This window comes from Lysinibacillus sp. BPa_S21 (assembly GCF_023337795.1).
Lineage (GTDB): Bacteria > Bacillota > Bacilli > Bacillales_A > Planococcaceae > Lysinibacillus.
Genome location: NZ_JALIRS010000009.1, coordinates 1 through 23770 on the forward strand (window position 1 = coordinate 1; position 23770 = coordinate 23770).

The 23770-nt window shown below is 39.0% G+C and carries 25 protein-coding genes; all 25 read right to left on the bottom strand.

Features of this window, described 5'->3' with window-relative positions; all coding sequences use genetic code 11:
- Positions 1–644: 644 nt before the first annotated feature.
- Positions 645–1025: a hypothetical protein gene (locus MOK21_RS16755; protein ID WP_249075134.1), complete on the bottom strand. Its 381-nt coding sequence runs from the start codon at positions 1023–1025 to the stop codon at positions 645–647.
- A gap of 109 nt (positions 1026–1134) precedes the next feature.
- Positions 1135–1518, bottom strand: coding sequence for a hypothetical protein (locus MOK21_RS16760; protein WP_249075135.1), 384 nt, complete (start codon positions 1516–1518; stop codon positions 1135–1137).
- 174 nt (positions 1519–1692) lie between these two features.
- Positions 1693–2136, bottom strand: a complete 444-nt coding sequence (fabZ, locus tag MOK21_RS16765) for a 3-hydroxyacyl-ACP dehydratase FabZ (protein ID WP_249075136.1) — start codon at positions 2134–2136, stop codon at positions 1693–1695.
- Between the two features lie 133 nt (positions 2137–2269).
- Positions 2270–2554: a DNA-directed RNA polymerase subunit beta gene (locus MOK21_RS16770; protein ID WP_249075137.1), complete on the bottom strand. Its 285-nt coding sequence runs from the start codon at positions 2552–2554 to the stop codon at positions 2270–2272.
- Positions 2555–2601: 47 nt separating this feature from the next.
- The gene (locus MOK21_RS16775) at positions 2602–3441 is read right to left on the bottom strand and encodes a flagellar hook-basal body protein (RefSeq protein ID WP_249075138.1); all 840 of its coding nucleotides are present in this window, start codon (positions 3439–3441) and stop codon (positions 2602–2604) included.
- Positions 3442–3465: 24 nt separating this feature from the next.
- A complete protein-coding gene (locus MOK21_RS16780) occupies positions 3466–4299 on the bottom strand; it encodes a flagellar hook-basal body protein (protein ID WP_249075139.1) in 834 nt (277 codons plus the stop codon).
- 21 nt (positions 4300–4320) lie between these two features.
- Positions 4321–5316: a rod shape-determining protein gene (gene mreB / locus MOK21_RS16785; RefSeq protein ID WP_249075140.1), complete on the bottom strand. Its 996-nt coding sequence runs from the start codon at positions 5314–5316 to the stop codon at positions 4321–4323.
- Between the two features lie 270 nt (positions 5317–5586).
- Entirely contained in the window at positions 5587–5847 is a 261-nt protein-coding gene (locus tag MOK21_RS16790) for a sporulation transcriptional regulator SpoIIID (RefSeq protein WP_249075141.1), read from the bottom strand.
- A gap of 351 nt (positions 5848–6198) precedes the next feature.
- The gene (locus tag MOK21_RS16795; protein WP_249075142.1) at positions 6199–6861 is read right to left on the bottom strand and encodes a M23 family metallopeptidase; all 663 of its coding nucleotides are present in this window, start codon (positions 6859–6861) and stop codon (positions 6199–6201) included.
- Between the two features lie 37 nt (positions 6862–6898).
- Positions 6899–7834, bottom strand: coding sequence for a stage II sporulation protein D (spoIID, locus tag MOK21_RS16800; RefSeq protein WP_374110229.1), 936 nt, complete (start codon positions 7832–7834; stop codon positions 6899–6901).
- A gap of 481 nt (positions 7835–8315) precedes the next feature.
- A complete protein-coding gene (murA, locus tag MOK21_RS16805; RefSeq protein WP_249075144.1) occupies positions 8316–9629 on the bottom strand; it encodes a UDP-N-acetylglucosamine 1-carboxyvinyltransferase in 1314 nt (437 codons plus the stop codon).
- A 529-nt stretch (positions 9630–10158) separates the two neighbouring features.
- On the bottom strand, positions 10159–10398 hold the full coding sequence (locus tag MOK21_RS16810) for a DUF1146 family protein (protein WP_249075145.1): 240 nt from the start codon (positions 10396–10398) through the stop codon (positions 10159–10161).
- Between the two features lie 103 nt (positions 10399–10501).
- On the bottom strand, positions 10502–10909 hold the full coding sequence (locus MOK21_RS16815; RefSeq protein WP_053484438.1) for a F0F1 ATP synthase subunit epsilon: 408 nt from the start codon (positions 10907–10909) through the stop codon (positions 10502–10504).
- 24 nt (positions 10910–10933) lie between these two features.
- On the bottom strand, positions 10934–12349 hold the full coding sequence (gene atpD / locus MOK21_RS16820; protein WP_249075146.1) for a F0F1 ATP synthase subunit beta: 1416 nt from the start codon (positions 12347–12349) through the stop codon (positions 10934–10936).
- 48 nt (positions 12350–12397) lie between these two features.
- Positions 12398–13255: an ATP synthase F1 subunit gamma gene (gene atpG / locus MOK21_RS16825; protein ID WP_053484440.1), complete on the bottom strand. Its 858-nt coding sequence runs from the start codon at positions 13253–13255 to the stop codon at positions 12398–12400.
- Positions 13256–13302: 47 nt separating this feature from the next.
- Positions 13303–14811: a F0F1 ATP synthase subunit alpha gene (atpA, locus tag MOK21_RS16830; protein ID WP_248717828.1), complete on the bottom strand. Its 1509-nt coding sequence runs from the start codon at positions 14809–14811 to the stop codon at positions 13303–13305.
- Between the two features lie 28 nt (positions 14812–14839).
- A complete protein-coding gene (locus MOK21_RS16835) occupies positions 14840–15376 on the bottom strand; it encodes a F0F1 ATP synthase subunit delta (RefSeq protein ID WP_249075147.1) in 537 nt (178 codons plus the stop codon).
- Positions 15373–15891 (bottom strand): F0F1 ATP synthase subunit B, encoded by a 519-nt coding sequence (atpF, locus tag MOK21_RS16840; RefSeq protein ID WP_249075148.1) that lies wholly within the window; start codon positions 15889–15891, stop codon positions 15373–15375. The genes MOK21_RS16835 and atpF overlap by 4 nt, the downstream gene beginning before the upstream one ends.
- Before the next feature lie 165 nt (positions 15892–16056).
- A complete protein-coding gene (gene atpE / locus MOK21_RS16845) occupies positions 16057–16281 on the bottom strand; it encodes a F0F1 ATP synthase subunit C (protein ID WP_249075149.1) in 225 nt (74 codons plus the stop codon).
- Positions 16282–16345: 64 nt separating this feature from the next.
- The gene (gene atpB / locus MOK21_RS16850) at positions 16346–17068 is read right to left on the bottom strand and encodes a F0F1 ATP synthase subunit A (RefSeq protein WP_249075150.1); all 723 of its coding nucleotides are present in this window, start codon (positions 17066–17068) and stop codon (positions 16346–16348) included.
- A gap of 36 nt (positions 17069–17104) precedes the next feature.
- Entirely contained in the window at positions 17105–17476 is a 372-nt protein-coding gene (locus MOK21_RS16855; RefSeq protein WP_249075151.1) for an ATP synthase subunit I, read from the bottom strand.
- 517 nt (positions 17477–17993) lie between these two features.
- Positions 17994–19115, bottom strand: a complete 1122-nt coding sequence (gene wecB / locus MOK21_RS16860; protein ID WP_283164761.1) for a non-hydrolyzing UDP-N-acetylglucosamine 2-epimerase — start codon at positions 19113–19115, stop codon at positions 17994–17996.
- Between the two features lie 223 nt (positions 19116–19338).
- Complete coding sequence (gene upp / locus MOK21_RS16865) at positions 19339–19968, bottom strand: uracil phosphoribosyltransferase (protein ID WP_249075152.1); 630 nt, start codon at positions 19966–19968, stop codon at positions 19339–19341.
- 125 nt (positions 19969–20093) lie between these two features.
- Complete coding sequence (locus tag MOK21_RS16870) at positions 20094–22244, bottom strand: bifunctional diguanylate cyclase/phosphodiesterase (RefSeq protein ID WP_249075153.1); 2151 nt, start codon at positions 22242–22244, stop codon at positions 20094–20096.
- 279 nt (positions 22245–22523) lie between these two features.
- Positions 22524–23765, bottom strand: coding sequence for a serine hydroxymethyltransferase (gene glyA, locus MOK21_RS16875; RefSeq protein ID WP_249075154.1), 1242 nt, complete (start codon positions 23763–23765; stop codon positions 22524–22526).
- Positions 23766–23770: the final 5 nt, after the last annotated feature.

The window sequence follows — 23770 nt, forward strand, 5'->3', positions numbered from 1 at the left end:
TTACCCTTGTTTCGCGGGTATTTGCCCTTGTTTCGCGGGTATTTATCCTTGCTTCGCGGGTATCCCTTGCTTCGCGGGTATTCACCTTTGCTCCGCGGGTATTCTCCCTTGCTCCGCGGGTATTCACCTTTGATTCGCGGGTATTTACTTGCTCCGCGGGTATTTGCCCTTGTTTCGCGGGTATTCACCTTCGATTCGCGGGTATTTACCCTTGTTTCGCGGGTATTTGCCCTTGTTTCGCGGGTATTTATCCTTGCTTCGCGGGTATCCCTTGCTTCGCGGATATTCACCTTTGCTCCGCGGGTATTTGCCCTTGCTTCGCGGGTATTCACCTTTGATTCGCGGGTATTTACTTGCTCCGCAGGTATTTACCTTTGATTCGCGGGTATTCACCCTCACTCCGCGGGTATTCTCCTTTGCTCCGCGGGTATTCTCCCTTGCTCCGCGGGTATTCATCCTTGCTCCGCGGGTATTCATCCTTGCTCCGCGGGTATTCATCCTTGCTCCGCGGGTATTCTCCCTCACTCCGCGGGTATTCTCCCTTGCTTCGCGGGTATTCTCCCTCACTCCGCGGGTATTCATTCACCCTCACTTCGCGAAATGAAAAAAGAGTGTTTCCATGGTTGGAAACACTCTTTTTTATATTATCGCGTTACTTTCTCTTCAACGACCTTTTCTTTAACTACGCCATTTGCATTAGGAACGTTGTTATAGCCATTTGTGCTGTTTATATCAGCATTTGTTCCTGGTGTTGTCGTTCCTGGTACTGTTGTTGTACCTGGTGTTGTTGTTCTTGGTGCAGTTGTACCTGGTGTTGTAGCTTCTGGAAGTACAGTGTTACGGTTAACACCATTAACGTCACGGTTGTAAACGTCATTTCTTTCTTCCACTTTCTCAACACCTCGGCGAACGTCGTGTTTAACGTTCTCGACTGGTCTTGTTTCAACTGCTCTGTTTCCCCAGTTACAACCTCCAAGGAATAAAGCAGAAAAAAGAATAACTGTCAAAAATGACATTTTCCACATATGAAAAAACCTCCTTTCCTCGGTGCTATGTCATCAAATACAATGTGTGTATTTGTGATCCTACATAGATTGCCCGGGAAAGGAGGGAACTATCCGATTTTTGTACAAACTATTTTTGTTTTTCTTTTAACAATTGTTCAATGTATGCTGCTTCTGCTTTACAGCTGAATTTATAATTTGTACCAAGCTCTTTTTGCAAGGCCTCGATTGTTTCAATTTGCTTAGCTGTTGGTTCTTCATTTAAAATTTTGGCAATTACTTCATCGATTTTTTTGGCCATTTCTTCATGGAATTCAGTACTCATTAAAACATCTGCTGGGATTTTTTCGATCCATGCGGCATTTTCTTGAAAATACGTTTGCCAGCTAGCAATGAAGTCTTCCATAGAAAAACGCTCTTCTTTCCAATCAATACTTGCTAAGTACGATTCAAAAGATGTGGAAATCGAACGTGTAATGCTAATTTTAACACCTGAAGACAATTCCTTATACATCTATTTAATCCTCCTACGTTTCAAACAAAACTAAAATTACATGTATTTCAATTCACAATCACATATATGCCATTGCATTTTCTATAAAAAATCTAAATTAATCTATTAAAAAGATTAACAGTAAAAACATAATTCGACATCATTATTTTATATCTTTTATCCTATAATTGCAAATTAAGCCTGTTTTGGTTGTTCAGGCCCAATGGCAAAAAGAATATCCGCTTCACATACTAGTTCTCCATCGACTGTCGCTACGCCATGACCTTTGCCCATTACTCCACGTAGTTTCACGAATTCAACCTCTAAGCGAAGTTGGTCTCCCGGTACTACTTGGCGCTTGAATCGACAATTATCAATACCCGTCAAGAAAGCTAGTCGACCTTTGAATTCCTCTGCGTTTAATAACGCTACACCACCCACTTGTGCCAGTGCCTCTACAATTAAAACGCCAGGCATTACTGGATAGCCTGGGAAATGTCCATTAAAAAAGTCCTCGTTCATCGAAACATTTTTTAAACCGACTGCACGCTTGCCTTCTTCTAATTCAACGATTCGATCCACGAATAAAAAAGGATAGCGGTGTGGTAAAATTGCTTGAATTTGCTCTGCTGTTAACATTTCTTTTCCCCCTTATATCAATTTCGCCTTGGCGTCATTGCATCCAGATTTTATCTTCATGCAATAAATGTTACAAAACATTTGCTGCATGAAGATAAAGCTATGTAAATACAAAGTATGGTAAAGAATAATTTTATTCTTTACCATTCATAATATCAAATATATGCTGCCATGTTTCTGGTTTGAAGACGTCCACGGCTCTACCTTGTCCAATTACACTATAGCCAAACATTGCACCTAAAACTGCGGCAATAACAACTAAGATGATAATAAGTACAACGCGTAGCCAAATCGGAATCAGCCGTATTTGCACCCAGCGAACCTCTTGTTGCTCTCCATTTGAGCCGTGTTCCTTCTCTTCTGGTGGCGTATCGGTTTCTTTTGTTTGCATAGAACCTCGACTTGAATCGTTTGTCATAGATTGTACTCCTCTTCATTACTTACTAAACAGTAATATCGGATTGACTATCGAATACCATTAATGAGCCCAAGCATTTGGTCTGCTAAAGTTACAGCTCTTGCATTGAATTGATAAGAACGCTGTGTCTGAATTAAATCCGTCATTTCCTTTGAAAGATTTACATTCGACATTTCTAGCGAACCGCTCTGCATGCCAATTTGCTGACGATTTGCTCCTCGTAATTCAGTGACAACTTCAGCTTGTGTATATCCAAGCTGAGCTAGGTTATCCGGAAGTCCAACATAGGCGCCAGAAATTTTCTCCATTAGCTGTGGCTTTTGGAATTCTGTCACTGCTACATCAGTACGAATAATATCTCCATTTGGATATGCTGCCTCTAATACGCCACCATCACGGATCGCGAAACTCTTCACATTATCTGGTAATGTAATCGCTTGTCCTGTTGAGTTTGCCAATGGATATCCATCTGCAGTTACAACCATTACTGTTCCATTATTTAATGGTGATAAATAAAAGTCACCTTGACGAGTATACACTGTTTTTGTGCCATTTTCACCTTCTGGCATTAAAATATTGAAATATTGCTTTGGTTTTGTAAAAGCAAAATCAAGGTCACGATTCGTTGTTTGTAGAGAGCCTTGCTTTTGATTTGATTGGATTTGTCCAAGCATTGCGCCTGAACCATAACGGATACCAACTGGTGATTGTCGGTCAGCTCGGTCTTGCTTGTCATTATTAAATTGCTGATAAAGCAATTCATTGAATGTAGCTTCTTGCGTTTTATAGCCGAGTGTATTGCTATTGGCAATGTTATTACTAATTGTGTCTAGTTTATTTTGTAATTGCCCCATTGTGTTTGTTGCAGTCATCATTGTACGTAGCATGTTCAAACGCCTCCAGTTCGCCTATTATACTTTCCCGATTTCATTAGCAGCCTTCTCCATGCTGCGATCATAAGCCTGTAACACTTTTTGGTTAGCTTCGAAAGCACGGTATGCTGTCATTAAATCAGTCATTGTGCGACTAGAATCTACGTTTGAGCCTTCTAGATAATTTTGACGCAGTGTAAAGGATACGCCATTGGCACCGTAAGCTGTCGGTAAGTTATCACCGTTTTCAGTGCGAATTAAGCCATTATCCTGTTTACGTAGCATGTTCGGATTCGCTGAAAATGATACTCCAACACGAGCAACTTGCTGATTACCAACATAGATTGCCCCGTTCTCATCTAGGCGAAAATCATCATTCGGTAGTTGGATGCGTTGACCTCTATCTGATAACACATACAGCCCCTGTGGATTTACTAAATAGCCTTGACCATCTAATGTAAAATTCCCGTTGCGAGTATATGCTTCGCCACCATCAGGATGTGCTAAACGGAAGAAAATAGATCCAGCAGTACCATCTTCATTTTGTGGTAAGTTTCCATCGATCAAAGCCATATCTGTCGTGAAATCAGTGTTATAGATTTGGCCTTGTATGTAATTTGGTAATGTTTCTTGCATATAAATCCCTGTGTTTAATGCGCCCACTTGACTCATATATTGAGAGCCTGCTTGCTGATTAGCAGGTGCATTAGTTTTTCCTACACTCGACATGAGCATGTCGGGGAATGAGCGAATTGTTGATTGGTCTGCTTTAAATCCTGGTGTATTCGCATTTGATAAATTATTGGTTAGTAATTCTGTTCGTCTTTGTTGTGCAATCATACCAGTTGCAACTGTATAAAACCCTTTAAACAAAGGAATCACCTCATCATATTTTTATAAGGATGCTGGCACTCGATCAATATTTTCTAGCATAATTCCTGTACCGATTGCTACACAATCCATAGGTTGCTCTGCAACGAACACAGGTACCTTTAGCTCTTCGATTAATAGCTGGTCCATACCGTGCAGTAACGCACCACCGCCTGTAATAATGACTCCACGATCAATGATATCCGCAGATAGCTCTGGTGGCGTTTTTTCTAAAACATTTTTTGCAGATTGAACAATCATAGCGACTGATTCATGTAATGCACGTTCAATCTCTTCAGAGTGAATCGTTATTGTACGTGGTAGACCTGTCACCATGTCTCGGCCACGAATGTCCATTGAATCGTCTCGGCTACCTTTAAAGACTGTACCGATTGTTATTTTAATGGCTTCTGCCGTACGTTCACCAATTAGCAATTTATATTCTTTTTTTATATATTGCAAAATATCATTATCAAAATTGTCTCCAGCTACCTTAATGGACTCACTTGTTACAATATCACCCATTGATAGGACTGCCACATCTGTTGTTCCGCCGCCAATATCAACGACCATATTGCCGCTAGGTTGGAATATATCCATGCCTGCTCCAATAGCTGCAACTTTAGGTTCTTCTTCTAAGTATACTTTTTTTCCACCTGATTTTTCTGCGGCTTCACGGATCGCCTTTTGCTCAACACTAGTAATGTTTGTTGGACAGCAAATTAAAATACGTGGCTTCGCTAAAAACCCTTTGACGTTTAATTTGTTGATGAAATGTTTTAGCATCGCTTCAGTAACGTCAAAATCTGCAATGACACCATCTCGTAGTGGACGAATTGCAGTAATATTACCCGGTGTACGCCCTACCATTTGGCGAGCCTCTTCCCCCACCGCTAATACTTTATTTGTTTTTTTATCGATCGCCACAACTGATGGTTCATTTAAGACGATTCCTTTGCCTTTAACGTGGATTAATACGTTCGCAGTTCCTAGGTCAATGCCTATATCTTTCGAAAACATTTTATAATTTCTCCTTCCCGCCATTTCCAACTACATAACGTTCATTTTATATGTTTATCTAGAATATTTTATCATATCCTATTGGTAATTACACCTAATTTTGTGAATCGAACTTCATTCCTTTCAATTATATGAACAGTTAATGAAAAGATGAAATCCTTCAGCAATCTTTTTGATTCTTTAGCAAATCGAAGGGGTGACTTCCGTTACAGTTGGACGCTTTCAGGAAATATGTATCTAGCTTGTCCTTCGCATTAAAAAAAGAACGAATCATTCTTGACTCGCTCTTTCTTTCCACTTGTTTTTCGTTGCCTCTCCTCCACGAATATGACGTACGGCCTTATGGTAGGCGAGTATTTCTTTCACTTGCTCAGCTAATGCTTCATGAATTGTTGGTAGTCGCTCTGTTAAATCTTTGTGCACCGTACTTTTTGAATAACCTGTCATTTTCGCGAGGACACGCACAGTCTCACGCGTCTCAATCAATAATTCACCGAGGCGTATGCAGCGCTTCCGAATGTGCTCGTGCACGTTCTTCGTCCTTTCCACACAATTTCACAAATGGCATCAGATGCACGTCTGCGCATTTCTTCACCTTATGTGAGGACAAAGCTATTCAGAACACGTTTTACATTTTCACGATAAAATACCGATTTTTTATGCATTTTTTAGTATTCGTTTCTCTCAATGTAAATGAATCATTTACTATATTTGAAATCTACGAATTTCCTATCATCCATCACGCTTCTGCATCACGGCATACGAAATCGGCTTTGCTCTTGCACAAAGCCGATTCTGTAGTGCTTACATTTTGGATAAGCACTGAAAAGTGACTTAAACTAGCATTGCACTTACGTTACACAAAACTCTTACTGAAATAAGTTAAAAGGCTAGTAACTTTTTCGGATTAATATATTTTCCGTTTTCTAGAACTTCAAAATGCAAATGTACGCCAGCTGATTGATTCCACTCATTATCAGTCGCTTTCCCAATTACTTGACCTTGCGTTACCTGATCGCCTTCCTTGATAGCAATGTCTTTTACAGAGCTATAAGTTGTTTCTTGACCATTGGCATGTTCAATAACGATTTTATTGCCTGTAAACGCATCAAGTTTTACTTGTTTTACTTTACCACTCATAGCAGCAAGTACTTCGAATTCTTCACCATTCATAGAAAGAGAAATACCAGAAGATGTCGTATATGTTTGATTAAATACCATAAGTGCTTTTTCACGCGACTCTGCATTTGCCTCTACTTCATAAAACTCTTGCGAAACTTGAATTTTACTAAGATTCGCTTCCTTGAACGGGTACTTCATTGTTTCTGTTTTTGCATTTGTTTCAACTACAGGACCTGAATCTACTTCTGCTACTGTTGGTAACGGAGCCTCTTCTTTTGATACAAGACTATTGTAACCAAGTAGCAAACCTGCTAGCATTAGAGCACCACCAGCGTAAACAACTGGCCAAAACCACGGTTTCTTCTGTAATTGAACTTTTTCATCTTGATTTTGAGAAGTTTTACTATTTTTATCCTCTCTCATTTTCATCACCTCTAGTTGCAGTGTGAACAACTAGAAGTTATTTTAAACATGCATCTATCTTTTTTATTTCTGTTTCTTGATAATAATAGTGTAAAATTTCGGAAGCAGTTTTCCCATCACTTGCCATAGCCTCTGCTCCATATTGACTCATTCCTACCCCATGCCCGTATCCTTTCGTACTTACCTGCACTTTTCCGGCAGCTGAATTATAGGCAATTTTAAAATCCGTTGATGGTATTTCTAAAAGTGTTCGAATTTCTCGCCCTGACCACACATTCTTACCTAATTGCATGCGCTCAACACGTCCCGAATCATTTAAAAAATACTGTACTCGGTTGAAATCACTTTCCTGCCATTTAACAGGCCACAAAGCATTCCATTCAGCTAATGTCCATTCTTTCATCGCTGAAAACTTTGGTGAGGATTGATCCGAAATGCTCGCAACACTTTGTAAATAAGGTACATCATTGCCACTAAAATCGTAGGCACTCTCTGTTTTCCCATTGCTAGTAGAATGAAACATTGCCGTAATTAATTCATTATTATATAGAAGAACTTGTCCTTTCGTTTCATTAATGGCCTCGACAATTTTCTTTTCATTCCCCGGGAAATTGCTAGTCCAATTCGCTTTTCTTTGTTCCTTATTGTAAAAAACTTGTCTAGCAACTGTAGGAGCGATAGCTATTTCACCGTAATTTGTCGATTTTAACGCATATGTTCTTGCTGCAATAGCTTGCGCCTTTAAAGCTTCTTTTTTAAATGAAACAGGCATTTCTGCCGCTACCACACCCGTTACATACGTTTCTAAAGGGATTTTTTCCTTTTGTCCCTCCACTTCTATGAATATTTCACAAGCTTGCTCTGTTGTTTCAGGCGAATCTCCAACCGTAAGCCTCTCACCAAATGCCACAGGAAGCATATATAATGCTCCAATCAAACAAATTATGCCTATACTCATCATCCATTTTTTCATAAGGAATAATATGCTGAAACTTTTCAAAATATGTGATTGAGGGCTCTCTAAAAATCTCTTATCACCATAGAGTGAAGTTGATTTCCGTTCCGGCTGGGCGCTTTGCCGCTGACGCTTCGCTTTCGCGCAGAGCAGAGCTTCCTGGGGGCGTCCGATGAGCCGCTTCACTCGCGTTGCTCGCTCCAGGGTCTCGGGCCAACAAGATGTTGGTCACGAAGGCGTTATCACAGGATGTGATGCTCTTAGCCTTCGTTCCCCTATCGCTGATCCCCAAGGAGTCGCCCAGCCTCCACTCCAATCAACTAATTGCATGGTATACGTTTTAAAAACTCTCATAAATAGGAATTAACATCCTCTTATATTGCGGAAATATGCTTTTTTTCGCATCCTTTACATGTACATCACTCAATCTGTTTACCAGACTCTCACCAACATGACTAAAAAAACCCTTTGCTCGTAAGCAAAGGGTTCATCAATCTATTTAGTTTGTTGGTAATTCAACAGTTGTTTTCTCTTCAATGATAACTTCTTCAACTGGTACACGTTCAATTTGTGCGCCAAGTGCAGCTAGTTTGCCGTGGAAATCAACATAACCACGATCTAAATGATGAAGCTTTGTCACTCTAGTCACACCTTCAGATACAAGGCCTGCTAAAATTAGTGCGGCCGCAGCTCGTAAATCAGTGGCCATTACTTCAGCACCCTGAAGCTTTACAGGTCCTTCGATAAACACAGAACGTCCTTCTATTTTAGCACCAGCATTCATGCGACGGAACTCCTCAACATGCATAAAACGATTTTCGAAAACCGTTTCCGTAATAATACTCGTACCTTCAGCAGTTAACATCAAGGCCATCATTTGTGATTGCATATCTGTTGGGAAGCCTGGATGTGGCATAGTTTTAATATCAACAGCTTTTAATGCTTTAGGAGCACGTACACGGATTCCTTCTTCAAGCTCTGTTATTTCTACACCCATTTCACGCATCTTTGCAATTAATGCTGTCATATGCTCAGGAACAGCATTTTCAATCGTTACATCCCCTTTTGTAATGGCTGCTGCAACCATAAATGTTCCAGCTTCAATACGGTCAGGAATAATATGATGTTCTGTACCATATAATGTATCGACTCCTTCGATACGAATTGTATTCGTACCTGCACCGATAACACGACCACCCATATTATTAATGAAGTTTGCAAGATCTACGATTTCAGGTTCTTTCGCAGCATTTTCAATTACAGTTGTTCCTTGCGCTAAGGCTGCAGCTGTCATAATATTTTCAGTTGCCCCCACGCTTGGGAAGTCCAAATACACATTTGCGCCTTTTAAACGTCCTTCTGCCTTCGCCTCTACATAGCCATGGCCAAAAGAAATTTTTGCTCCCATCGCCTCAAAGCCCTTTAAATGTAACTCAATTGGACGGGAACCGATTGCACATCCCCCAGGTAAAGCAACACGAGCATAGCCATTACGAGCTAATAAAGAACCCATCACTAAAATCGATGCACGCATTTTACTGACATATTCAAATTGAGCTTCACTAGAAAGTTCTTTTGTTGTATCAATATATACTGTATTATCCTCTGGTATATATGTAACTGCTGCATTTAAACTTTTTAGTACTTCATTTATAGTAAAGACATCTGCTAAGTTAGGGACTTCTTTAATTACATTTTCTCCTTTAGAAGCAAGTAAAGCTGCTGCTAGGATTGGTAACACTGCATTTTTTGCGCCCTCAACCCGTACTTTTCCCTGTAGCTTTTGGCCGCCAGTCACTATTATTTTTTCCACCCTATGTCCCTCCGAATTCAATCTATTAACCTATCAAAATTTTATTTTAAAAAGAAGTATAATGTCATAATCAGTAAACAAACAACTCTATAGTACAACTTTTTTTACGCTCGTTCAAGCATCCAAATCACTATTTTACGTCATTTATTGATATTTTGCTATTTAATTTATTGTACGCATGTTTTTTTTTTTTGTGAATGACCAATAACACGGAAGAAATGTGTTAATTTCTAATATATACCCAATGATTTGTGAACAAAAACAAAATCTAATGGAATTATATCAATTATTCCCCAGTATCATGGCGTGTGCTTCATCTCACCATCTTAAGCAGTGGTGAGGTACTGCACCTGTCGCTTTGCTTTCGCTACTAAGACATCTGTAGTTGTCGCTTCTCTTTCGCTTTCAAAACATTTGAGAGATGTAAAACTGATTTTTACATATTTCAAAGGACCACATAAATTATGTTATAAAGCCCTGTGAAATATGTAGATTCACTTACTAACATAAAGATAGTAAAAAGGGGCTATTAAAATAAATACGGAAGCTTCCCAGACCAGTTTGAAATTTGCAGAAAGAAATTTGAAACAGCTGATCCTATCGTAATACTTACTAAAATATAAATTAATTGGATTTGAAATACTTTGTTCTTCTTGAAGAGCTTTTCTAACATAAAAGCTTGTAGTGCATAAAAGGTAATAGCGATAAAAAATATATGCGATAAAATCCCTATTAAAGCGTCCTGCCCTATTGCCTCATATATTTCCATATTGATTCCTCCATATTAAGTCCTCTAGCGATACGTTCAAACGGTATATAGAGCATAAAGTTAAAAAACGGACAGATGTTGAATCTGCCCGTTAAAATTTGAATTAGATATTACCCTCATGAACGTTGATACGATTCAACGCACGTTTTAATGCTAGGTCAGCACGTTTGAAATCAATGTTATCTTGTTTACTTTGAAGACGACCTTCAGCACGTTTAACGGCTTCTTTAGCACGTTTAACATCGATGCTTTCAGCAATTTCAGCAGAAGGAGCTAAAATTGAAATTTTTTCAGGGCGAACTTCAATGAAACCACCGCTTAAGGCAACTAGTTCAGTTGAACCGTTTTCTTTTTTAAGCTTCACTGCACCAATTGCAAGTGGAGCAACCATAGGAATATGGCCTGCAAGAACACCGATTTCACCTGAAGTTGTTTTAGCGATTACCATTGATACTTCAGAATCGTATACTGGGCCGTCGGGAGTGACAATATTGACTAGAACTGTCTTCATATTTTTTCCTCCTCGTCCCTAGTATTAAACCTCTACGCCCATGCTTTTCGCTTTTTCAACTACTTCATCAATAGAACCAACTAGACGGAAAGCATCTTCTGGTAGGTGATCCCATTTGCCATCAAGGATTTCCTTGAATGAGCGAACAGTTTCTTTAACAGGTACATAAGAACCTTTTTGACCAGTAAATTGTTCCGCAACGTGGAAGTTTTGAGATAAGAAGAATTGAATACGACGAGCACGTTCTACTGTTTGTTTATCTTCATCAGATAATTCATCCATACCTAAGATCGCAATGATATCTTGTAATTCACGGTAACGTTGGATTGTACGTTGTACGCCAGTAGCGATTGCGTAGTGCTCAGCACCTACGATTTCTGGTGATAAAGCACGAGAAGTCGAAGCTAATGGGTCAACCGCAGGGTAGATACCCATTTCTGATAATTTACGCTCAAGGTTAGTCGTTGCATCTAAGTGGGCGAAAGTTGTAGCCGGAGCCGGGTCAGTATAGTCATCGGCTGGTACGTAGATCGCTTGAATAGAAGTTACAGAACCTTTGTTAGTAGATGTGATACGTTCTTGTAATTTACCCATTTCAGTTGCAAGTGTTGGTTGGTAACCTACCGCAGAAGGCATACGACCTAATAGGGCAGAAACCTCAGAACCTGCTTGTGTGAAACGGAAGATATTGTCGATGAATAAAAGTACGTCTTGACCTTGTTCATCACGGAAGTATTCCGCCATTGTAAGACCAGTTAATGCTACACGCATACGTGCACCAGGTGGCTCGTTCATTTGACCGAATACCATCGCTGTTTGCTTGATAACGCCTGAGTCGCTCATCTCGAAGAATAAGTCGTTCCCTTCACGAGTACGCTCACCTACACCAGCGAATACAGAGATACCTGAGTGTTCTTGTGCGATGTTGTTGATTAATTCTTGGATTAATACCGTTTTACCTACACCGGCACCACCGAATAGACCGATTTTACCACCTTTAATATATGGTGCTAGTAAGTCTACTACTTTGATACCTGTTTCAAGAATTTCAACTGTAGTTGAAAGATGCTCGAAAGATGGTGCTTCACGGTGAATTGAATCACGGCGTGCATCAGCTGGAATCTCTTCACCTAAGTCGATAACTTCTCCAAGTACGTTGAATACACGACCTAAAGTAACTTCACCAACTGGTACTGAGATAGCTTTTCCTGAGTCTGTTACTTCTGCTCCACGTTGTAAGCCATCAGTAGATGACATTGCAATTGTACGAACAGAATCATCACCTAAATGAAGAGCAACTTCTAATGCAAGAATTGTTGGTTCTTCATTAGGACGTTCAATCTTAACTGTTAATGAGTTATAGATTGCTGGTAATTGGCCATTGTCAAATTTTACGTCAACAACTGGACCCATTACTTGAATAACATGTCCTTTATTCATTACTGTGTACCCTCCTATCGTATTCTTATACGACATTGGGAAGCTGGCCTATTCTAAGGCTGCAGCTCCACCAACGATTTCTGTAATTTCTTGTGTAATCGCCGCTTGACGCGCACGGTTATATTGCAATGAAAGGTCTGAAATAAGATCAGAAGCGTTATCAGTTGCATTTTTCATAGCCGTCATACGAGAAGCATGTTCACTTGCTTTTCCATCTAATAATGCGCCGTAAACTAAGCTTTCCGCGTATTGTGGAAGTAACACTTCAAGAATTGCTTCACCAGATGGCTCAAATTCGTAAGAAGCATTACTGCTAGCAGGTGCAAGATCCGTTAATGGAAGAAGTTTTTTCTCTGTCACTTCGCTAGCAATTGCGCTGACAAAGTGATTGTAGTACATATAAAGTTCATCATAAGTACCATCAGTGAACATACCAACAGCTTTACGAGCGATTTCTTTAATATCAGCAAATGATGGTTGGTCCGGAAGACCGACAACATCGCTGATGACATTATGATCACGTTTCACAAAGTAATCACGAACAACACGACCTACCGCTAAAATAACGTATTCGTCTTTTGATTTATGACGCTCGTCAATTGTACGTTGTACTTGACGTAGGATACTTGAGTTGTAAGCACCTGCAAGACCACGGTCAGAACCAATGACTAAGTAAGCTGTTTTCTTAACAGGACGAGCAGTTAACATTGGATGTCCACTGTCTTTTGTTCCTGAAGCAATCGCGCCTACTACATCCTGGATTTTTTCCATGTAAGGAACGTACGCTTTAGCGTTTTGCTCTGCACGACGTAACTTTGAAGAAGAAACCATCTGCATCGCTTTCGTGATTTGTTTCGTACTCTTTGTAGAATTAATACGACCTTTAATTTCGCGTAAGTTTACCACTGGTATTTCACCACCTTTTGTTTTTTAATCAAGTGACTAACTCGAACTTATTCTGATTTAGCGAAAGTTTTTTTGAACTCTGTTAAAGCTGCTACGTAATCCGCATCAGGAGCAAGTTCTTTTGTAGTACGAACATGATCTAAAACGTTTGTGTGGTTTGTATCTAACCAGCTTAAGAATTCACGTTCAAAGCGAACGATATCTTGTACTGGAATATCATCTAAATGACCTTTAGTTAGTGCATAAAGGATAGCAACTTGTTTTTCAACTTTAAGTGGCTTGTTAAGGTCTTGTTTAAGAACTTCAACCGTACGTTTACCACGTTCAAGTTTAGCAAGCGTTACTTTATCTAAATCTGAACCGAATTGAGCGAATGATTCAAGCTCACGGAATGCAGCTAAGTCAAGACGTAGTGTACCCGCAACTTTTTTCATCGCTTTAATTTGAGCAGATCCACCTACACGTGATACAGAAAGACCGGCGTTAATCGCTGGACGTACCCCAGAGTTGAATAAGTCAGATTGTAAGAAAATTTGTCCATCAGTGATTGAGATTACGTTAGTTGGGATGTATGCAGAGATATCCCCAGCTTGTGTCTCAACGAATGGAAGAGCTGTAATAGAACCATTTTGGTATGTTTCGTTTAACTTCGCAGCACGTTCAAGTAAGCGGCTGTGTAAGTAGAAAACGTCACCAGGGTAAGCTTCACGACCTGGAGGACGGCGAAGAAGAAGTGAAAGTTCACGGTAAGCTGATGCTTGTTTAGTAAGATCATCATACACGATTAAAACGTGTTTACCTTGTAACATGAATTCTTCAGCCATAGATACACCAGCAAATGGTGCTAAGAATAATAATGGAGCTGGTTGAGAAGCAGAAGCTGTCACAACGATTGTGTAATCTAAAGCGCCATTTTTACGAAGAGTTTCTACTACACCACGTACAGTAGACTCTTTTTGACCGATTGCAACATAGATACAGATCATGTTTTGGTCATTTTGGTTAAGGATTGCATCGATTGCTACAGATGTTTTACCTGTTTGACGGTCACCGATGATTAACTCACGTTGACCACGACCGATTGGTACTAAAGCGTCAATCGCTTTGATACCAGTTTGTAGTGGTTCGTGTACTGATTTACGAGCCATTACACCGAAAGCTGGACTTTCGATTGGACGAGTTTTTGTTGTGTTGATTGGACCTTGTCCATCCACTGGTTGACCAAGTGGGTTTACAACACGGCCAATTAGTTCTTCACCAACTGGTACTTCCATGATACGACCTGTACGACGAACTTCATCGCCTTCTTTGATGTCAGCGTATGGACCTAAGATTACGATACCAACGTTACCTTCTTCTAGGTTTTGAGCCATACCCATAACACCATTAGAGAACTCAAGAAGTTCTCCAGCCATGGCGTTGTCGAGGCCATGAGCAAGAGCGATACCGTCACCAATACGGATAACTGTACCAACTTCGCTTACTTTAAGTTCAGATTCATAATTCTCAATCTGTTGTTTAATCAGACTGCTGATTTCTTCAGCCTTGATGCCCATGTATGTCACCTCTCACATTTCTAAATTATTAACCGATCAATTCACGTTTTAGGCGCTCAAGCTTGTTCGCTACTGAGCTATCATAAATATGATTACCGATTTGAACACGAATACCACCAAGAAGTGATGGATCAATTTCGTTTGTAATGTTTAATGATTGTTTCCCTACAAGTTTCGCAAATACTGTTGAAATATTAGTACTTTCTTCAGCAGAAAGTGCACGAGTAGAGAATACTGTTGCATCCGCAGTACCTTGTGCCTGTGCAGCAAGCTCAGCATATGCGTTAGCAATAAGCTTCAGTTCGTTTACACGTTTTTTCTCAACAAGTAGTTGAACTGTGTGTAAAACATCTGTAGTTGCACCTGCAAAGATTTCTGCTACCATTTGTTTCTTACGTTCGATAGAGAACTTAGGAGCATTTAAAAGTGTTAAAAAATCAGGAGATTCTTTGACTACTTTTGTTAGCTCATTTAAGTCTGCTCCAACTTCAGCAAGAATGTTTTTTTGTTGCGCTAATTCAAAAAGCGCTTGTGCGTAACGTTTTGCTACAGTTGAATTACTCATCGAGCTTCCCCTGCCTTCGCAATCGTCTCTTCAATTAGAGCACGGTTGTCTGCCTCAGAAATCTCTTTGCTAAGGACTTTAGATGCTGCAAGTACAGATAATGAAACGACTTCATCACGTACAGCTGCAATAGCTTTTTCTTTTTCAGACTCAATTTCACGTAAAGCCGATTCTTTTAAGCGGTTTGCTTCATTGCGAGCTGCAGTAAGAATTTCTTCTTTTTGCATTTCGCCTTGCTTCTTAGCGCCTTCAACAATCGATTGTGCTTCCGTACGAGCTTCTTTAAGAAGGCTCTTTTGTTCTTCTAAAAATTGGTGCGAATCTTTGCGCGCTTTTTCAGCTGCTTCGATTTCACTAGCTACTAATTCTTCACGTTGTTGCATGATGCCCATAAGTGGACCCCAAGCGAACTTTTTAAGTAATAGCATTAACACTAAGAAAATCACTAATGTTGATACGATATCACCACCGTTAAAACCAGTACCTGAACCTAGTACAAGATAATCTAAAAACACGATTGTTTCACTCCCTTCAAGAGCTTTAACTTCAACATAATAATTTAAAAAACTACCTATTTTAAAAAGCTATATTTACACATAGCTTTTATCAGTTCCAAAATGAAGGGCGAAGTTTCATCTGGAGATTCCTGCTTCGCCACTAGAATTCAGTATACAACTGAATTATTTGTTCATTACGATGAATGCGATTACTACTGCGATGATTGGAAGGGCTTCAACTAATGCTACCCCGATGAACATTGTAGTTTGTAGAACGCCACGAGCTTCTGGTTGACGAGCGATACCTTCTACTGTTTTTGAAACGATAAGACCGTTACCGATACCTGCACCAAGTGCACCTAGACCGATTGCGATTGCTGCTGCTAATAAACCTATTGAACCTACCATTTGAAAATTTCCTCCTTGGAATTGTTTGTTTTTTTTGGTTCAAGCATAAGAAATATGCTTTATATTAATGGTCATCGCTCACTTTATGAGCCATGTAAACCATTGTTAACATTGTGAAGATAAAGGCTTGGATAAAGCCGATGAAAATAGAGAAACCTTGCCATGCCATCATTGGAACAATTGCTCCGACGAATCCAACGGCACCTGATGCTGCTAAGCTTGCGATTAAGCCAAGTAAAATCTCACCCGCATAAATGTTACCGTAAAGACGAAGACCTAATGTTAAAGTATTTGCAAACTCTTCAACGATTTTTAGCGGGAACATGAATGCCATAGGTTTGAAGAATGTACCACCATAATGGCCTGTCCCCTTCATTTTAATACCATAGAAATGTGTTAAGGCTAAAATCATTGTTGCAAGAGTCATTGTAACAGTTGGGTCAGCTGTAGGAGATTTCCACCAAAGTTCGTCGTTATAGACGATAGAGAATGGAAGACCTAATAAGTTAGATACTGCGATAAACATAATTAACGTGATACCTAAAATGTGGAATCGTCCACCAGTTTTCCAGTCCATGTTGCTTTTGATGATGTTCTTTACGAAATCCATAATCCATTCCATAAAGTTTTGCATACCTGTAGGTTTTAACTTTAGGCTTCTAGTTGAGATAAATGCGATTAAGAAAACGATTACAGCCGCAACTAGTAACATCATAACAGTTGAAAGGTTGAATGTTAGTGTAAACAAACCGAAATCAACTACTTGTAATGGAGCTTTATGATTCATTGTTATTTTTCACCTCTCTTTCTAATTTAAAGCACATTAGCGGTTCCTTACATGTGACACTATTCTCTCGACAAAGAGAAAAACGTACGGAATCATTAGCCCTATGACCGTGCTAATTAAGTGAAAATAGTTTGGCAACGAAATGGCTAAAGCGACTGCCGCTACACCTGATGCAAAGCGAAGCGCTGTACCAAGTGAGCCTACTTTCTTCCCTTCACTAATGGATCGATCAAACTTCTCCATACGGCGAACTAAAATCCAAAAATTATACGTACCAAAGAATGCACCGATTGCGATGCCCGCAAAAACCGTCTGATAGGGTGTAAATCCCCAGCCTAATGCACAGAGTGCGAGCAAAAAAAATAACGCTCTCTTCTGCACAGCAAAAATGTGATGCAAATCTAGCATTGGTTTGTAATCTCCTGAATCAATTTTTCGAGTAAAGAAACGTTTGCTGACCACTATGTGAAATCAGAAAAGAGCAGTGAAAAACACTACTCACAGCGGAATAGTAACGGGAGAGCGTTTTTTTGAAATTACAGGTGTAAATCCAAAAAATATCTTACACCCCGAAACGCACAAAACGTTGCAAATCGACAGTATTTGGTTTGAACTGTCAATTTAGTAGAAACTTGATGTAACAAGTGTTTCAACCTCTATTTACGAATAGAAACCCTTATCATTCTTACCCTTTGTAAGCATACAATAGGAGATATTTGAAGTCAATTAGTAAAGGAGAAAAACTTCACAGCCACTATACTCTTGTCAAATTGTTGACAAATTTGTGTATGAAAATTCATAACTTCAAAATCAAAGTTCACGTTTGCGCAAAAAAAAGCTAATTTACGACGCATATATGCTCGTAAATTAGCCTGCCCGTCGTGATTAGTACATTAGACTCATTTTTTGATTTCAAAAAGGGATATTACTTGCTTTTTTGTAAAAATTCCAGAAGTGCCTTCACAATACGTTCAGAAGCATGTCCATCACCATAAGGATTTGACGCTTTCGCCATTGCTTCATAAGCCTTTTTATCTTCTATTAATTGTTTTGCTAAAGAGTAGATTGTTTCTTCTTCCGTTCCTGCTAGCTTAAGAGTCCCTGCAGCGATACCTTCTGGGCGCTCTGTTGTATCTCTAAGTACTAAAACTGGTTTACCTAATGAAGGTGCTTCTTCTTGGACACCACCAGAATCAGTTAAAATCATATAAGAATTAGCCGCAAAGTTATGGAAATCGAAGACCTCAAGAGGTTCAATCAAATGAACACGCTTATTGTTCCCTAAAATTTCATTCGCTATTTCTCGTACAGCTGGGTTCATATGAACTGGATAAACAACTTGTACATCTTCATGCTCTGCTAAAATTCTAGTAATCGCTCTAAACATATGACGCATAGGTTCGCCTAGATTTTCACGACGATGTGCTGTTAATAAAATCATACGATCCGAACCTATTTTTTCTAGTACAGGGTGTGTGTAATGTTCACTTACTGTTGTAGCTAATGCGTCGATTGCCGTGTTACCTGTGACAAAAATAGTTTCAGGATTTTTATTTTCATCTAAAAGGTTTTTCTTTGAGACTTCCGTCGGTGCGAAATGAAGGTCAGCCATAACACCTGTTAACTGGCGGTTCATTTCCTCTGGATATGGTGAATATTTATTCCAAGTTCGAAGACCTGCTTCCACATGTCCAATAGCAATTTGGTTATAAAATGCAGCTAGACTCGCAATGAAAGTTGTTGCTGTATCACCATGTACTAAAACTATATCCGGTTTTGCTTCTTTCATGACTTTGTCTAAGCCTTGTAATGCATTCGTCGTCACGTCAATTAATGTTTGACGATCCTTCATAATATTTAAATCGTAGTCTGGTGTAATTTTAAATGTTTCTAAAACTTGATCGAGCATTTGGCGATGTTGCGCCGTTACTGTCACAATCGATTCTATTTGCTCAGGATACTTTTGTAATTCCAATACAAGTGGAGCCATTTTAATAGCCTCTGGTCTCGTACCGAAAATCGTCATTACTTTCCATCTTTTCGTCAAAACGAATTGCACCGTCCTTTGTTATATTTGTATGAAAAGTACTTTACTTCCATTGATCTGCATTGAATGAAGCAAGTAAAGTAATTCGCTTACATACTATGAAACGTCCTTCAATATTGAAGGACGCTCCCAAAAAATTTATGTTTCCTAAAAATTACATACTAAACCTAGTTTGGATTTTCACCATAACGTGTGGTTGATTTCTGTTGAAATCCGTTCAGTATTATTTTGTACCGAATAGGCGGTCGCCTGCATCACCTAAACCAGGGACAATGTAGCCATGGTCATTTAGTTTTTCATCAAGTGCAGCAATATAAATATCTACATCTGGATGCTGATCTTGAATTTCTTTTACACCCTCTGGCGCAGCGATTAAGCACATAAATTTAATGCTTTTCGCCCCACGTTTTTTCAGTGAGTTGATCGCTTCCACTGCTGATCCACCAGTTGCAAGCATTGGGTCTACAATGATGAAATCACGTTCTTCTACATCTGCTGGAAGTTTTGCATAGTATTCTACAGGTTTTAAAGTTTCTGGATCACGATAAAGACCGATATGTCCAACTTTAGCAGCTGGAATTAGATTTAATACGCCATCTACCATGCCAATACCTGCACGTAGAATCGGTACAATCGCAAGTTTCTTACCAGAAAGGACTTTTGTTTTAGCAACTGTAACTGGTGTCTCAATTTCAATTTCCTCTACTGGCATTTCTCGTGTAATTTCGAATGCCATTAATGTTGCAACTTCGTCTACTAGCTCACGGAATTCTTTTGTTCCTGTATTCTTATCACGAATATAAGTTAATTTGTGTTGGATTAGTGGATGATCAAATACGTATACTTTGCTCAAAGGGATTCTCTCCTAACCGTTCGGATTCATTTTTATCTAACCTAGTATAACAGAAAAAAGGAGTCGTCTCAAAATTAAATTTTTGACAACTCCTTTTCAAGAATGTTTGCTACATATAATAGCAATTATTCATCAAGTACTGCATCTAACTGCTCTATTGTCATCGGCTTATAATAGAAATAGCCTTGTCCTACCGTACATCCAAGTGCACGTAAGATTTCAACCTGCTCCTTATTTTCAATACCTTCTGCGACAGGAGTCATTCCTAGATTTAACGCTAATTGAATAATAGATTGGACAATCGCCAGTGTCGCATCATCATTAATAGCATGAATAAAGCTTCGATCTATTTTCAATTCAGTAAACGGCAGTCTTTGTAAATAACTTAATGATGAAAAACCTGTTCCAAAATCGTCCACCGACGTTTTAAAGCCGTAATCCTTTAATTCCTGGATAATTGAAAAAGCGGTCTGAAAATCAACAAGTCCTATATTTTCCGTTACTTCTAAAATGATATATTTCGGATCTATATCGTATTTCTGGACGAGCTCCACTGTATCCTGTACAAAATGAGCATAGTAAAAATGATCAGGCGAAATATTCACAGCTACTTTCACTAATTTTTTTCCTAGTCTTTTGCGTTCTGCTAACCACGAAAGTACAATCTCTAATATTTGAATATCGATTTCGCGTACCTTTCCTGCACTTTCTGCCACAGGAATAAAGATGGCCGGTGATACGAAACCAAGTTTTGGCGAAATCCAGCGGGCAAGTGCTTCCATACTTTGAATTTCTCCTGTCCGTAAATCAACCTTTGGTTGTAAATTCACTGAGATTTCTTTGTTTTTTATCGCTTGCGCCAAATGGTTTAACACTGTCATTTGCTGCTCAAGCTCATCATTTCTTTCTTGTGTGAATATTTCCATATGGGTGCCCGGATTATTGGCCGCAAACGATACAGCATTATCTGCAAAGCGAATAGCATCCGTAATCTTCATCTCATTGTTATAGAAAGCAATTCCAGTTTTCAATGTAATATAAATTTGCTTTCCCCCCACAATAAAGGGCTGACGAATAATCTCATTTATACGCCTTTTATAATAGAAGAAATCTTCATCGGATGTCGCATTTGCCATGATTAAACTAGAGCTTGTAAATCTAGCAATATATTCGTGATGATCATTCTTCTCGTCATTTAGACGTTTAGCAATTTGTCTTAAAAGCTCATCCCCCGCTTCCCGACCATACAACTCGACAATTTGATGGAATTCGCTTGGCTTTAAGATTTTAATATTGCCATTTTGACCGTATTCTTTTTCTACCTTGTTTAAAAAACTATGACGATTCGGCAGACCCGTTGTAATATCAATAAAGGCTAAATCCCATATCTTTTTTTGCGTTTTTGCATACGAGTATGCCAATGCAACAAGAGCACCGATTTTTCGAAACATGCTTTCAAAAAAGTTTTGGTCACAACAAGGCTGCCTTGAAAATATCGCGAACAATCCAATTGCTTGGTGTTGTTGATTGTATATCGGCATAAACCATCCATAAGGCATTTCAGATGATTGGGCCAACATTTTATGTTCTATTGGAATATCAATCTCATCCAAATTCTTAACTAAAATGGATGTCTCCCCTTGCATAACTCTCTTAAAAAATTCTTTCGTTTCACTAAGCTCCGGCAAATCTTTTAATTTGTCGTTCCCTTTAAAAACCCGTAATTGATCTGCCTCAGTTTTAACAAGTACCATACTTGTGATTCTTGGCATAAAAAATTCATCTAAACTACTGCAAATAACATCCATCTTTTTGTCAAAGGAATAATCCTTTTCAATCGCTTCGTACATAACTTTCTCAAGGCGCATTAAAAATTCGTCAGTATGGTAATACGTAACATCCTTCACAACTACTAGCACATACAATGTTTCATTTTTATTATTTTGAAATGGGAGCGCTTGTATCTCTGCTAAAAAAGGAGGTTTATCGAAGCAACTATGGTCCAATTTTGTTTGTACCATGACCCCGCTATGTATTTTATCTTTAATCATTTTAATAGTCGTCTGTTCTTCGTTTGACATGAATGAAAAATAATCATTATTTATGATGTGCGAACGTGTAGAATTTGTAAGCGTACAAAACGAATCATTACATTCCAATACGCAATGATTATTCGTTGCATCAAAAATAACATAACTTTCTCTAGAATTATCACCTAGTCTGCGAATTGTATTTAATAGCATTTCATGTTCTACGACCATTGTTTTAGTAGCCATCTAGCCCCTCCTCCCTTGAAATCTCATTTACATTGTACATAAAAATTCAATGAACTGTCGCTTTTTCTGGACATTATTTGTCCCACTCTACTATATAATATATCCTTTTCTACTAAGTTTATGTAAATAAATTCAAAAACAGGACATTTAAAATAACTTAATACCCAAATTAAAGGAGGATTCCATAAGAGTGTTCAATGAGCCACTAAGTCGCTAAGCCAAAAAAAAGCTGTGGCTAAAGTGAAATTTACCACTTTAACCACAGCCTTATCTATTAAATTATACGTATAATGGATGTTTGTCAGTTAAAGCTTTTACGCGAGCTTTTGCTTCAGTTTTAACTGCTTCATCTTCTGGATTTTTAAGAACCGTAGCAATAATTGCCCCAACTTCTTTCATGTCCTCTTCATTGAAGCCACGAGATGTTACAGCTGGTGTACCAATACGGATCCCAGAAGTGACGAATGGAGATTCTGTATCGTAAGGGATTGTATTTTTATTTGTTGTAATTCCTACTTCATCAAGTGCGTGCTCTGCTACTTTTCCTGTTAAGCCAAGAGATTTCACGTTAAGAAGTAACAAGTGGTTATCCGTACCACCAGATACAATTTCAACACCTTCTGCCATTAATACTTCGGCTAAAGCTTTTGCATTAGCTTTAATTTGTTTTGCATAGTCTTTGAATTCAGGTTGTAATGCTTCACCAAATGCAACAGCTTTTGCAGCGATTACGTGCATTAATGGTCCACCTTGGATACCTGGGAAAACAGATTTGTTAAGCTTTTGCTCCCATTCTTTCGAAGCAAGGATTAGACCACCACGTGGACCACGTAATGTTTTATGTGTTGTAGATGTTACAAAATCAGCATATGGCACTGGAGATTGGTGCTCACCAGCTGCTACAAGACCCGCGATATGTGCCATATCCACCATGAAGTACGCACCTACTTCATCAGCGATTTCTCGGAATTTAGCAAAATCGATTTCACGTGGATAGGCAGATGCACCTGCAACAATTAGTTTTGGCTTATGTTCTAATGCTTTTTGGCGTACATCTTCATAATCGATTACTTGCGTATCTTTTGTTACGCCGTATTCAACGAAGTTATATAGAATACCTGAGAAGTTTACAGGAGATCCATGTGTTAAGTGACCGCCGTGAGATAGATTCATCCCAAGTACTGTGTCACCTGGTTCTAAAATTGTGTGGTATACAGCCATGTTTGCTTGAGCACCAGAGTGTGGTTGTACGTTTGCATATTCTGCTCCGAAGATTTCTTTCACACGATCACGTGCGATATCTTCCACAACATCTACGTGTTCACAGCCGCCATAGTAGCGTTTACCTGGATAACCTTCAGCATATTTATTTGTTAGAACAGAACCTTGTGCTTCCATTACTGCCTCAGAAACAAAGTTTTCTGATGCGATTAACTCAATATTTGCTTGTTGACGTTTTTTTTCCGCAAGAATTCCGTCTAATACTGCTTTGTCTTGTACTGCTAATTTTTCGTATGCCATGTTTG

What these genes read in the sequence shown, in the direction of transcription:
- MOK21_RS16755 (WP_249075134.1), bottom strand. Translation starts at nt 1,025, where the DNA reads ATGTGGAAAATGTCATTTTTGACAGTTATTCTTTTTTCTGCTTTATTC.
- MOK21_RS16760 (WP_249075135.1), bottom strand. Translation starts at nt 1,518, where the DNA reads ATGTATAAGGAATTGTCTTCAGGTGTTAAAATTAGCATTACACGTTCG.
- fabZ (WP_249075136.1), bottom strand. Translation starts at nt 2,136, where the DNA reads ATGTTAACAGCAGAGCAAATTCAAGCAATTTTACCACACCGCTATCCT.
- MOK21_RS16770 (WP_249075137.1), bottom strand. Translation starts at nt 2,554, where the DNA reads ATGACAAACGATTCAAGTCGAGGTTCTATGCAAACAAAAGAAACCGAT.
- MOK21_RS16775 (WP_249075138.1), bottom strand. Translation starts at nt 3,441, where the DNA reads ATGCTACGTACAATGATGACTGCAACAAACACAATGGGGCAATTACAA.
- mreB (WP_249075140.1), bottom strand. Translation starts at nt 5,316, where the DNA reads ATGTTTTCGAAAGATATAGGCATTGACCTAGGAACTGCGAACGTATTA.
- MOK21_RS16795 (WP_249075142.1), bottom strand. Translation starts at nt 6,861, where the DNA reads ATGAGAGAGGATAAAAATAGTAAAACTTCTCAAAATCAAGATGAAAAA.
- spoIID (WP_374110229.1), bottom strand. Translation starts at nt 7,834, where the DNA reads ATGAAAAAATGGATGATGAGTATAGGCATAATTTGTTTGATTGGAGCA.
- MOK21_RS16810 (WP_249075145.1), bottom strand. Translation starts at nt 10,398, where the DNA reads ATGGAAATATATGAGGCAATAGGGCAGGACGCTTTAATAGGGATTTTA.
- MOK21_RS16815 (WP_053484438.1), bottom strand. Translation starts at nt 10,909, where the DNA reads ATGAAGACAGTTCTAGTCAATATTGTCACTCCCGACGGCCCAGTATAC.
- atpD (WP_249075146.1), bottom strand. Translation starts at nt 12,349, where the DNA reads ATGAATAAAGGACATGTTATTCAAGTAATGGGTCCAGTTGTTGACGTA.
- atpA (WP_248717828.1), bottom strand. Translation starts at nt 14,811, where the DNA reads ATGGGCATCAAGGCTGAAGAAATCAGCAGTCTGATTAAACAACAGATT.
- MOK21_RS16835 (WP_249075147.1), bottom strand. Translation starts at nt 15,376, where the DNA reads ATGAGTAATTCAACTGTAGCAAAACGTTACGCACAAGCGCTTTTTGAA.
- atpE (WP_249075149.1), bottom strand. Translation starts at nt 16,281, where the DNA reads ATGGTAGGTTCAATAGGTTTATTAGCAGCAGCAATCGCAATCGGTCTA.
- atpB (WP_249075150.1), bottom strand. Translation starts at nt 17,068, where the DNA reads ATGAATCATAAAGCTCCATTACAAGTAGTTGATTTCGGTTTGTTTACA.
- MOK21_RS16855 (WP_249075151.1), bottom strand. Translation starts at nt 17,476, where the DNA reads ATGCTAGATTTGCATCACATTTTTGCTGTGCAGAAGAGAGCGTTATTT.
- MOK21_RS16870 (WP_249075153.1), bottom strand. Translation starts at nt 22,244, where the DNA reads ATGGCTACTAAAACAATGGTCGTAGAACATGAAATGCTATTAAATACA.
- glyA (WP_249075154.1), bottom strand. Translation starts at nt 23,765, where the DNA reads ATGGCATACGAAAAATTAGCAGTACAAGACAAAGCAGTATTAGACGGA.